This window comes from Maribacter sp. (assembly GCF_049667165.1).
Taxonomy (GTDB): domain Bacteria; phylum Bacteroidota; class Bacteroidia; order Flavobacteriales; family Flavobacteriaceae; genus Maribacter_A.
In genome coordinates, this window is record NZ_JBATHS010000273.1 from 1 (window position 1) to 2,335 (window position 2,335).

At 40.1% G+C, this 2,335-nt stretch carries 2 protein-coding genes; both read right to left on the minus strand.

Features of this window, described 5'->3' with window-relative positions:
* Nucleotides 1-144 precede the first annotated feature (144 nt).
* The gene (locus WBM98_RS13270) at nt 145-1,449 is read right to left on the minus strand and encodes a sensor histidine kinase (protein WP_424366503.1); all 1,305 of its coding nucleotides are present in this window, start codon (nt 1,447-1,449) and stop codon (nt 145-147) included.
* 1 nt (nt 1,450) lies between these two features.
* Nucleotides 1,451-2,335: sensor histidine kinase (locus WBM98_RS13275; protein ID WP_424366504.1), on the minus strand; the 885-nt coding region annotated here is incomplete at its 5' end.

Genomic DNA, 2,335 nt, shown 5'->3' on the forward strand with positions numbered 1-2,335 from the left:
AGTGCCTCTTCTCCCGAAAATGCAAAAACAAAATTTAGTACCCCGGTCCTGATTTCTTTTCGAAATCGCTGCTGGAAGAGCAATTGTACATCTTTTTCGTCGTCTACTACTAATATTTTCATGCTGTTTGTGTTTGTAATCCTTCTATTTTTTTTTGGTTTCGATATTAGGTAAAATGATGGTGAATTCGGTGCCCTTACCTTCATGGGTCTCGACTATGAGTTCCCCCCCGTGGGACTTCACAATATCATAACTTAAACTCAGCCCCAGGCCAGTACCCTCACCACTGGGTTTGGTGGTGAAGAAGGGCTGGAAAATCTTCTCTTTAATGGCTTGGGGAATACCGTTCCCATTGTCCTTTACGCTAATGGTAATCGTATCTTTATTCTTTTTTGTACTTACCGAGACGGTAGGTTCATAGCCTTCTTTTTGTTGCTCCTTTTTCTGTTTCACTACATAAAAGGCATTGGTGATAAGGTTTAATATGACACGGCCAATATCTTGTGCAACAACATTCACACTACCTAATGATTTATCAAAATCAGTTTCTAATTTGGCATTAAAGGATTTATCCTTCGCTCTAAGTCCATGATAGGACAATCTTAGGTATTCATCTGCCAGTGCATTAATATTGGTAGCTTCTTTTTCATTGGTATTGTTCCGGCTGTGCTGTAACATCCCTTTCACAATCGCATCAGCCCTTCTACCATGGTGGTTGATTTTTTTCTGATTTTCTTTTATATCATTGGAGATGGCAATCGCCTCTTCGGTATTTCCGGCTTTAAATTCGTCCTGCATCTCATCAATCAATTCGGTATTCACCTCGGAGAAGTTGTTGACAAAGTTCAAGGGATTCTGTATCTCGTGGGCGATGCCAGCCGTTAACTCCCCAAGACTGGCCATTTTTTCGGACTGAATAAGCTGGGATTGAGTGGCTTTTAGGTCTTCCAGAGATTTTTTTAGCTTGGCAGTTTGTTCATCTACCTGTTTCTGTAGTCGCTCTTTTTCACGTTGCCATTCATTTTGATGCCAAGTATCGCCATCAGTTTCAACACCAAGCGAACCATGCCAATGGGTCACTTTCCATTTCTCATCATATAAAAAAACAGTGCTGATCCTAAGGGGTAACAAGGTTTTATTCTTATCGCTTGTATAGCTTACATTTATTTCCGCTACAATGATTGCCGCATCACCCTTTTTAGAAATTAGCTTTTTTACGATTTCTAAATCATACCTATAATTATCAAGTAATAGTCTTTGTTGCCGCCCAATTTCAATTAAGTCCCTAACTTCTTCCCTTCCAAAAATCTTTTCGTCTCGGGTAGTGCCGTAACCCATTATATCATGAGAGAGAATACTATCCAATTCATCTAAGGATGAATCTTCCAAAAACGATGCTACCCAAAATTGATGGGTTTGAAGTAATTCTTGTTCTTTAGCTGTATCCATTTTAAATAGATTCAATTGGCAATGAAATCTTGAAAACTGTTCCCTCGTTTACTTTTGTCTCCACCTTCAATTCTCCCCCATGGGCTTTTATGATATCGTAAGATAATGATAAACCCAATCCTGTGCCCTGTCCCGTGGGTTTGGTCGTGAAAAAGGGTTGGAATATTTTTTCTTTAACTTTTTCTGGAATACCACTGCCATTGTCCTGGACGAAGATTTCCACTTTATTGCCCATCTTTTCTGTACCGACCGAAACCGTAGGCTCATAGCCGTTTAAGGCAACATCGGAAGTTGCTGATTTCTTCTTTTCATCGACCACGTAAAAAGCATTCGTAATCAGGTTTAAAATTACCCGGCCGATATCTTGTGGAATGACATTGACTTTTCCGACTGTTGGGTCGAAATCGGTGTTTATGGTGGCGTTGAAACTCTTGTCCTTGGCACGCAACCCATGATAGGCCAGGCGAAGATATTCGTCGGCCAGGGCGTTGATGTCAGTGGGCTCTTTTTGCCCACTGCTGCTGCGACTGTGCTGTAACATGCCTTTGACAATATCATCGGCTCGTTTTCCATGAAAGATTATCTTATCCTCATTATCCGCAACATCCTTGGCAAGGGCTTTGACTTCATTAAAATTTCCTTTTTCAATTTCTTCATCCATCTCTAGTAACAGTTCCTTATTTACTTCAGAGAAATTATTGACAAAGTTCAAAGGGTTCTGTATTTCATGGGCAATACCGGCCGTCAGTTCACCTAGGGAAGCCATTTTTTCGGATTGGACCAATTGTGATTGTGTATTCTTTAAGTCGTTTAAGGAAGTTTGCAATTCATTGGTCCTTTCTTTTACTTTTTCTTCCAAAAGCTTATTTTCCTTAGTTAATTTACG

Bases quoted from the DNA above. Each gene is read 5' to 3' on its own strand.
- WBM98_RS13270 (WP_424366503.1), bottom strand. From the start codon at position 1,449: ATGGATACAGCTAAAGAACAAGAATTACTTCAAACCCATCAATTTTGG.